This window comes from Allohoeflea poritis (assembly GCF_027889715.1).
GTDB lineage: Bacteria > Pseudomonadota > Alphaproteobacteria > Rhizobiales > Rhizobiaceae > Hoeflea_A > Hoeflea_A poritis.
Genome location: NZ_JAPJZH010000008.1, coordinates 260,219 through 268,623, shown reverse-complemented (window position 1 = coordinate 268,623; position 8,405 = coordinate 260,219). Strand labels below are relative to the sequence as shown.

The 8,405-nt window shown below is 62.0% G+C and carries 6 protein-coding genes; 1 reads left to right on the top strand and 5 read right to left on the bottom strand.

Annotation, left to right across the window (positions count from 1 at the left end; translation table 11 throughout):
• The first annotated feature begins 135 nt into the window (after positions 1-135).
• Positions 136-1,662 (top strand): UxaA family hydrolase, encoded by a 1,527-nt coding sequence (locus tag OOZ53_RS14845; RefSeq protein ID WP_271090420.1) that lies wholly within the window; start codon positions 136-138, stop codon positions 1,660-1,662.
• 20 nt (positions 1,663-1,682) lie between these two features.
• Here OOZ53_RS14845 and OOZ53_RS14840 read toward each other — a convergent pair whose 3' ends face one another.
• The 5 genes from OOZ53_RS14840 to OOZ53_RS14820 are packed head-to-tail and all read right to left on the bottom strand — an operon-like array spanning position 1,683 to position 8,404.
• Positions 1,683-3,326, bottom strand: coding sequence for a GMC family oxidoreductase (locus tag OOZ53_RS14840; RefSeq protein WP_271090418.1), 1,644 nt, complete (start codon positions 3,324-3,326; stop codon positions 1,683-1,685).
• A 6-nt stretch (positions 3,327-3,332) separates the two neighbouring features.
• Positions 3,333-4,343, bottom strand: coding sequence for a zinc-binding alcohol dehydrogenase family protein (locus OOZ53_RS14835; protein ID WP_271090416.1), 1,011 nt, complete (start codon positions 4,341-4,343; stop codon positions 3,333-3,335).
• Positions 4,340-5,854 carry an FGGY-family carbohydrate kinase gene (locus OOZ53_RS14830; RefSeq protein WP_271090415.1) on the bottom strand — a complete coding sequence of 505 codons (1,515 nt, stop codon included), beginning with the start codon at positions 5,852-5,854 and terminating at the stop codon, positions 4,340-4,342. The genes OOZ53_RS14835 and OOZ53_RS14830 overlap by 4 nt, the downstream gene beginning before the upstream one ends.
• Positions 5,847-6,689, bottom strand: coding sequence for a class I fructose-bisphosphate aldolase (locus tag OOZ53_RS14825; protein ID WP_271090414.1), 843 nt, complete (start codon positions 6,687-6,689; stop codon positions 5,847-5,849). The genes OOZ53_RS14830 and OOZ53_RS14825 overlap by 8 nt, the downstream gene beginning before the upstream one ends.
• On the bottom strand, positions 6,680-8,404 hold the full coding sequence (locus OOZ53_RS14820; protein WP_271090413.1) for a glycerol-3-phosphate dehydrogenase/oxidase: 1,725 nt from the start codon (positions 8,402-8,404) through the stop codon (positions 6,680-6,682). Before OOZ53_RS14820 ends, OOZ53_RS14825 begins: the two co-directional genes overlap by 10 nt.
• Between the last annotated feature and the right edge of the window lies 1 nt (position 8,405).

Genomic DNA, 8,405 nt, shown 5'->3' with positions numbered 1-8,405 from the left:
CGCTGGTTCGGCTGTGCATCGTCTTTACTTTGCCTATTAGAATGCTAACATGTTAGTTGATGATTTCATCGCGTCAAATCCCAAGATGAAGTACAGCAGATACTAGACCAGGAATTCTCCGGAGCAACCGCCTCAATGAATCGCCCACTGCCTGAAACTGTCCGTCTGAATGACGCGGACAATGTCGTCATCGCGCTGCGCGACATCCGTCGCGGCGAGACGCCCGCCCAGTTTGCCGGGCCGCTGCGTTCCGACATCGCCCGCGGTCACAAGATCGCCCTGGCGCCGATCAGCGCCGGAAGCAATGTGGTGCGGTACGGTCAGATCATCGGGCAGGCGAAGTCGGACATCGCGCCGGGCGAACATGTGCATGTTCACAATCTCGGCATGGCCGAACACACGCAGGACTATGCTTTTGCAACGTCCAATGCACCGCTTCCCCAAATCGCGGATGAGCGCACCTTCCAGGGCTTTCATCGCGAAGACGGACGCGTCGGCACGCGCAATTATCTCGGTATTGTCACCACGGTGAACTGTTCCGGCTCCGTGGCGCGGTTCATCGCAGAGGCGGCCGAACGGACGGGGCTGCTGGACGGGTTCGAGAATGTCGATGGCATCGTGCCGATCGTGCACGGAACGGGCTGCGGCATGTCCGGGCGCGACGAAGGTTATGCGACACTGTTCCGCACGCTTTCCGGTTACGCGCAGCATCCCAATTTCGCGGGCGTCCTGCTGATCGGCCTTGGCTGCGAGGTCATGCAGATCCCCGACCTTGTCGGCGAACGCAAGATCCGCAGCGACGGCAATTACCGCTACATGACCATTCAGCAGACGGGGGGCACGCGGCGCACCATCGAGGCGGGATTGAGGGAACTGCGTGAGATGGCGCAGATTGCCAACCAGGCCGTCAGGAAAGCCGCGCCGGTCTCGCAACTGACGGTCGGCATGCAGTGCGGCGGATCGGACGGATATTCCGGCATCACCGCCAATCCGGCGCTCGGTTTCGCCTCCGATCTTCTTGTTCGTCACGGTGGAACCACCATCTTGTCCGAGACATCGGAGATCTACGGGGCCGAACACCTGCTGACGCGCCGTGCCGTGTCACCCGAAGTGGGCGAAAAGCTGATCGAGCGGATAAGGTGGTGGGAGGATTACACCGCCCGCAATGGCGGCGAGATGAACAACAACCCGTCTCCCGGAAACAAGCGCGGCGGCCTGACGACCATACTGGAAAAGTCGCTGGGCGCGGTGGCAAAGGGCGGCACGGCGCCGTTGACCGAGTGCTACAAATTCGCCGAGCCGGTGGACAGGAAGGGCTTTGTGTTCATGGACAGCCCCGGTTACGACCCCTGTTCCGTGACGGGGCAGGTGGCTTCCGGCTCCAACCTGATCGTCTTTACCACCGGGCGCGGCTCGGTCTCCGGTTACAAGCCCACCCCGTGCATCAAGCTGGCGACCAATACCGAGATGTATGAACGCATGTCGGAGGACATGGACATCAACTGCGGCGATATCGTATCCGCCGGCGTCAGCATCGAAGAAAAGGGCGAGCAGATCTTCGAAGCCTTCATTCGCGTCGCTTCCGGCGAACAGACCAAGAGCGAGGAGCTGGGTTTCGGGGGCGCCGAATTCGTGCCCTGGCAGATCGGCGCGGTGATGTAGGATCAGGTCTTAGGATAAATCTAACTCGGAACAGCTCTAGCTGCCGTGCGGATCATGTCTGCGGCTTTTTCCGCGATCATGATCACCGGCGATGCGGTGTTTCCGGAAACGATCTTCGGCATGATCGAGGCATCGACGACACGGATGCCGTCAAGACCGGCGACTTTCAGTTCAGGATCGACGACCGCAGCCGGATCGCTGCCCATTCTGGCCGTTCCGACGGGGTGAAAGATCGTCGTCGCGATATCGCCTGCGCAGCGCACCAGTTCCTCGTCGGCGGTGTATTGGGGTCCCGGCAGGAACTCCTCCGGCTGATATTTCTTCAGCGCCTGCGCGGTCATGATCCGGCGCGACTGCCGGATCGCTTTGACCGCGATCTCGCGGTCCGATTTCGCCTTCAGATAGTTCAGGCGGATATCCGGCTGTTCGTCCGGATCGGTCGTGCGGATGTGACAGGACCCGACGCTGTCCGGGCGCAGATTGCAGACGGAGACGGTGATTGCCGGAAAGGTGTGCAGCGGATCGCCGAACTTGTCGAGCGAGAGCGGCTGGACATGGTATTCCAGATCGGGGGTTTCCAGTGACGGATCGCTCTTGGTGAACAGTCCCAGCTGGCTCGGCGCCATGCTCAGGGGCCCCGACCGGCGCAGCGCATATTCGGCGACCATGCCGATCTTGCCGGACAGGCTGTTGGAGACCTGGTTGAGGGTCTTGCAATTCGAAACACGATAGGCGGTGCGGATCTGCAGGTGATCCTGCAGGTTCTCACCGACCCCAGGCAGTTCGTGGCGGATCTCCAGTCCAAGATCGCGCAGTCTTTCCGGATCGCCGATCCCGGACAGTTCAAGCAGTTTGGGCGAATTGATCGCACCGGCGGTCAGCAGGACCTCACGATCGGCATGCACCGTCCATTGTTTACGGTTCCTTTTGAAGCGCAGTCCCGTCACCTTCGCACCGTCAAGCAAGAGTTCTTCGGCAGCGGCATGGGTCAGGACCCGCAGATTAGCTCTTCGCTTCACGGGATCGAGAAAGGCCTTGCGCGTATTCCAGCGCACGCCGTTGTTCTGGTTCACCTCGAAATATCCGGAGCCTTCATTGGTGCCGGTATTGAAGTCGGCCGTCGGGCCGTAGCCGAACTCGCTTGCCGCATCCTGGAAGGCGGCGAGGATTTCCCATGACAGGCGCTGTTGCGAGACCTTCCACTCGCCGCCGCTGCCGTGGAAATCGCCGGATCCCGAAAAATGGTCCTCCGACTTGGTGAAATAGGGAAGCACGTCGTCCCAGGCCCAGCCGGGATTGCCCATCTGGCGCCAGCGGTCATAGTCCGCCGCCTGTCCGCGCATGTAGATCATGCCGTTGATCGAGCTGCATCCGCCGAGCACCTTGCCGCGCGGATAATGCAGCGAGCGCCCGTTCAGCCCGGGCTCCTCGACGGTCCTCATCATCCAGTCGACCCGCGGATTGCCGATGCAATAGAGGTAGCCGACCGGGATGTGGATCCAGTGATAGAGATCGCGCCCGCCGGCTTCGAGCAGCAGCACCTGCACGGCCGGGTCCTCGCTGAGCCGGTTGGCGAGCACGCAGCCGGCCGTTCCGCCGCCGACGATGATGTAGTCGTAGCGACCTTCGAGCCGTTGGATCTGGTTTGATTGTTTTTCAGGCATTGATTTTCAGTACGCGATTACGAGCTTGCCGATCATAGAGCCAGTTTCAATCATTCGGTGGGCGGTTTTCAACGTTTTTGCGCTCAAACCCTCAAGCTTTTCGGTTTCCGTCGTCATGACAAGGCCATCGTCGACGAGGCGGGCCATGCGGGCGAGGATATTTCCCTGCCGATCCATGTCCGCCGTCGCGAACAGTGACCGGGTGAACATCAGTTCCCACATCAGCGCAGCGGATTTTTCCTGCAGCATGGAGATGTCCAGCCTGTCAGTGGTCTCGACAATGGTGCCGATCCGGCCCTGCGGGGCGATCAATTCGCACATGGCATCCCAGTGCCGCGACATGTCGGCATATTGCGCGATGTAATCGACATGTTGCCGTCCGTCGCGCCTCGTCTGTGCGACAAGATCGCGATGGTCGACAATGTCGTGCGCGCCCATTCTCCGGCACCATTCGCCGCTCTCCGACCTCGATGCCGTCGCAATGATTTCAAGTCCGGTGAGCTTGGCGGCAAGCTGGATCGTAATCGAACCGACGCCGCCGGCGCCGCCAATCACCAGCAGTGACGGGCTTTCGACACCGGCCGGTACCTGCAGCCGGTCGAAGAGCATCTCCCAGGCTGTCAGCGACACGAGCGGCAAGGATGCGGCCGAAGCTGGCGAAACCGAGTGCGGCGCGTGCGAAACGATGCGGTGATCGACGGCCTGCAGCTCCGCATAAGAGCCCGGTCGGCTTGCGTCGCCCGCATACCAGACCCGGTCGCCCTTTTTGAAGCCCGAGACGTCGTGTCCTACTGCTTCGACAATGCCGACAGCGTCATAGCCGAGCAGGAACGGCTCATCCAGCGGCCCCTCCGCGGCGGTGCGGATGCGCCGCTTGGCGTCCGCCGGATTGACGGAAATGGCCTCGACCGCGACCAGCAGGTCCGCTGGGCGCAGGGCAGGGGTGGGTAATTCGACGTCCAGCAGGGCGTCATCGGCCTCGATGGGCAAAGATTGCAGGAAGCCGACCGCTTTCATCGCGCCTGTTCCTTCGCCTGTTGCTGCCAGAAGGATTCAAGTGCACCGGCGAGATCGCGATACGTGTCATAGCGCCGGTCGTAGTGGGTCTTCAGCAGCGGGTCCGGTTCGAACGCCTGCTTGATCAACGTCATACGCGCCAGGCCTTCCTCGTAGTCGCCGACATGGGCGGTGGCGACGGCGGCGCCGATGGCCGCTCCGAGTGCACCGGTTTCCCTTGCCTCCGCGACGGCGACCGGCACGCCGAGGCAGTCGGCGAACATTTGCGGCCAGTGCGGGCTGCGCGAGCCGCCGCCCGATAGAATTGCCCTGTCGAAGCCGACACCGGCGGATTTCAGCTTTTCGATATGCCGGCGGTGCTCGAACACGACACCCTCGAAAAGGGCCCGCAGGAGATGGCCTTCACCGTGCCAGCCCGCCAGCCCGTAATAGCCGCCGCGATGGTGCGCGCCCTGACCGGAACCATAGAGAAAGGGATGGAAATAGGGGTCGTCGGAGCGCGGCTCCACGGATGCAATGCGCTCGTTGCAGAAGCCGAAGGGATCGTCATGGTGGCCGCCCCGCTCGACGAGTTCGCGGACATACCATTCGAGGTTGGCCGCCGATGTGGCGCTCGCCTCGATATTGACGTAGCGGTTGGGCCCGAAGGCAGAGACCATGAACACCGACGGGTCGCGAACCGGCGCTTCGGAGAAGACCTGGTTGATGCTCCAGGTTCCGGCGATGATGGATGCGCCGCCTGCCTGTCCGGCGCCGGACCCGAGGGCGCTTGCGACGACATCGAAATAGCCGGCGATCACCGGCGTTCCGGCGGCCAGCCCGGTCAGTTCCGCCGCCTGCCGGGTAACCGTCCCAACGATGTCGCTCGGATCGCGAACCGGCGGCAGCATGCCCCGTGCATCCTCTAGCCCGTAGAGGCCGAGCAACTCGTCATCATAGGCGCCCTCCGGAAGGCGCAGCATACCGCAGCCGGACATGTCCGACAGGTCGCTGACCCGTTCGCCCGTCAGACGTTGGGTGATGAAGTCCTTGCAAAGCAGCGCGGTGCCGGCTTTTTCGTAGATATCCGGACGGTTCCGCTTTACCCAGGCCAGCAGGCTCGGCGTCTGCGATGGCCAGGGTTTTTGCAGGCAAAGCGCATGGAAGCGCTCGCCGGACCGGCCGGCCAGATCGCCGGCAAGGCCGGCCGCGCGACTGTCCAGGGACTGGACACCAATGAGCGGCTCGCCTTCGGCGTCCAGCAGATAGAGCCCGTTGCCGTGTCCGGCGCAGCCGACGGCCGCAATTTCGTTGGACCGGATACCGGCTTTGCGGATGCAAGCGTTTATTACGGTGCAGGCGTTCGACCACAGCTCGTTGAGATCGCGCTCGACATAGCCGGGTTCAGGCGTCGCCGATTGGCCGTCGAGCGCGTGCATCGCGATCTGCCGCCCCTCAAGGTCGAAGAGGACCGCCTTGATCACCGTGTTTCCGGCGTCGAGGCCGAGCAGATAGGATGCGTTGTCAGGCATTGTGGTAGATTTCCCAGGCTTCCTCGCCGGAAGCCCCCTTGTGTATCATCGCCATCAGGGCGGCAACCACGGCGCGCGGGTTGTCGTGCTGATAAATGTTGCGCCCGTAGACCATGCCGCTGGCGCCTTGCGCCATGAGGGCGGCTGATTTGTTGAAGACGTTTCTCAGATCTTCCTTGCCGCCGCCGCGTACGAGGACGGGAACCCTGGCCGTCTCCACGACCTTGTGAAAGTCCTCAGGATTTTCCGTCGGGTCCGCCTTGATGATATCGGCGCCCATTTCGGAGGCAAGTCTGACCAGCGTCACGATCTTCTCGGCATCGCCGTCCACCTGGTAGCCGCCGCGCTGTTCGTTCGGCAGCATGACGAGCGGCTCGATCATCAGCGGCATGCCGTAGCGGTGACAGGCTTCGCGCACCCGGCTGATATTCTCGACGCACTGGCGGAACAGGTCCGGCTCGTCCGGCAGCATGAATAGATTGACGACCACCGCCGCCGCATCCATTTCCAGCGCGCCGATGATCGGATTGTCCGCGTTCTGCAGCATGGACCACATGACCCGGTGACGCCGGTCATTATAGGGGTTGCCCATATCGATGCGCATCACCAGGGCCGGCTTGTCCTTCTCGGCACGGCTCTGCAGCAGATCAGCCTGGCCATAGGCACACTGTATCGCGTCGGGCCCGGCGGCGATGAGCGTATTCATGACCGAAGCCATATCTTCGAGGCCGACGAGAAAGCCGGGTTCATTGCAGACACCGTGGTCGATCGCCACGTCCAGGCATTTGCCGTGGGTGAACATGCGGTTCATGCGTGCCTTCTGGCTTACGCGCATTGCTGACTCCTTGCGTGGTTTCGTTCTTGAAGCGATTGCAACGACACACCGTAATAGTCGTCCAACTCCCGGATCAGGCTGTCGCGCTGATCGGCGATTTCCTGCGAGGAAAGACCGGTTTCGGTGGTCATGATTGCGGCCAGGCTGTCGATCAGGTCCAGCGAAACGGCACCTGTTATGGCAAGTGACGTTCGCCGCAGGGCCAGGTCGGCGATCGTTTCGACCTGCTCGTTGCGGATCAGATAGGCGATTTCCCGGCTTGTATATGGGGTAAGCGCGCCGGCAAGCGGCTCGTCATCGCCTTCCTGGCAGAAATGCGCGATCTCTTCGGCGCAAGAACCGTAGTGGCCGATCAGGTGCTCGGCCCTTTGACGCGGAATGCCCTTGTCTCGGATCAGTCTTTGAAGGATTTTTTCGCCGCCCGGTTCGAAATCGCGACCGCCGCCGATCGGCATATCCGGCGTTTGGCAGCGCCGTTCATGCCCCAGTTCCTTCAGAACTTCGTCCGCGGTCTGTTCGGCGAATGCCCTGAAGGTCGTCCATTTCCCGCCGATCATGCAGAATTGCGGTATCGGGCCGTCAAGCCGGTGCACGAAATGTCCGCGCGTAATCCGGCCGGTAAAGCCGTGGTCGCTTTCCGGCAAAGGCCGGATGCCGCTAAAGCTGAATACGACCTGCTGCCGTGTGACATCGATATCCGGAAAGACCTGCCCAATTGCGCCGAGTATGTAATCCAGCTCGTGGTCCTCGCAGCGCACCCGTGCGGGCCGGTCCACGCGAATGTCGGTTGAACCTGCCAGTACGTAGCCTTGATAAGGGAACGCGATGCAGACGCGACCGTCAACATTCTCGTAATAGACCATGTGCCCGTTCAGAGCGCTGCGAAGCTCCGGATTGTCGATGATCAGGTGCGAACCTTTTGTTCCGGAAACAAGTTTTTTGCCGGCGGCATTGCCGAGGGCCTGGATCGTGGAGTCGATCCATGCGCCGGTCGCATTGACCAGCGCTCGCGCCGTGACGGGCTGCCTGATGCCGGTCCTGCGGCAGGTCACGACCAGGCCGTCGTCCCCGGCCGTCAGCTCCGCATAATTTATAGCGACGCTGGCGGGGGCGGCGGATGCCATGTCGGCAATCATCTCGACGCACAGCCGCTCCGGGTGCGTGATCCAGGCGTCGTGGTAGATGGCGGCAAAGCGCGCCTGCCGTGTCAGCACCGGCCAGGATCGACGAGCCTGTTTCGCGGATATGACCTGGTGCTTCGGCAAACGGCGCCGGTCTCGTGTCACCCAGTCGTAGAGCATCAAGCCCAGCTTGATCGGCAGGATACCGCGGTTGGCGGGTTTGCCGGACCATCCCAGGAAGCTGGCTGCCGCGTTCATTGACCCTGAAAAAACCGAGGTGATGGGGATCAGTGTCGGTAGCGGCTTCACCATGTGAGGCGCGGTTTTGAGAAGACCGTCCCTTTCGCGAAGGGACTCGCGAACGAGGCCAAACTCGCCGTTTTCCAGGTAGCGCAGCCCGCCGTGGATCATGCGGGAGGGCGCCGCGCTGCAGCCCGAGCAGAAATCATGCCGTTCGACCAGAAGAACCCGAAGGCCTTGCAGGGAGAGCTCGCGGTAGACGCCAATGCCATTGACGCCGCCGCCGACCACGATGGCGTCAAATCCGCCGTCGTCGTGCAGTTCCGCCATGATCTGTTGGCGCGTCTTGGACATA

What these genes read in the sequence shown, in the direction of transcription:
- OOZ53_RS14820 (WP_271090413.1), bottom strand. Translation starts at nt 8,404, where the DNA reads ATGTCCAAGACGCGCCAACAGATCATGGCGGAACTGCACGACGACGGC.
- OOZ53_RS14830 (WP_271090415.1), bottom strand. Translation starts at nt 5,854, where the DNA reads ATGCCTGACAACGCATCCTATCTGCTCGGCCTCGACGCCGGAAACACG.
- OOZ53_RS14825 (WP_271090414.1), bottom strand. Translation starts at nt 6,689, where the DNA reads ATGCGCGTAAGCCAGAAGGCACGCATGAACCGCATGTTCACCCACGGC.
- OOZ53_RS14845 (WP_271090420.1), top strand. Translation starts at nt 136, where the DNA reads ATGAATCGCCCACTGCCTGAAACTGTCCGTCTGAATGACGCGGACAAT.
- OOZ53_RS14835 (WP_271090416.1), bottom strand. Translation starts at nt 4,343, where the DNA reads ATGAAAGCGGTCGGCTTCCTGCAATCTTTGCCCATCGAGGCCGATGAC.
- OOZ53_RS14840 (WP_271090418.1), bottom strand. Translation starts at nt 3,326, where the DNA reads ATGCCTGAAAAACAATCAAACCAGATCCAACGGCTCGAAGGTCGCTAC.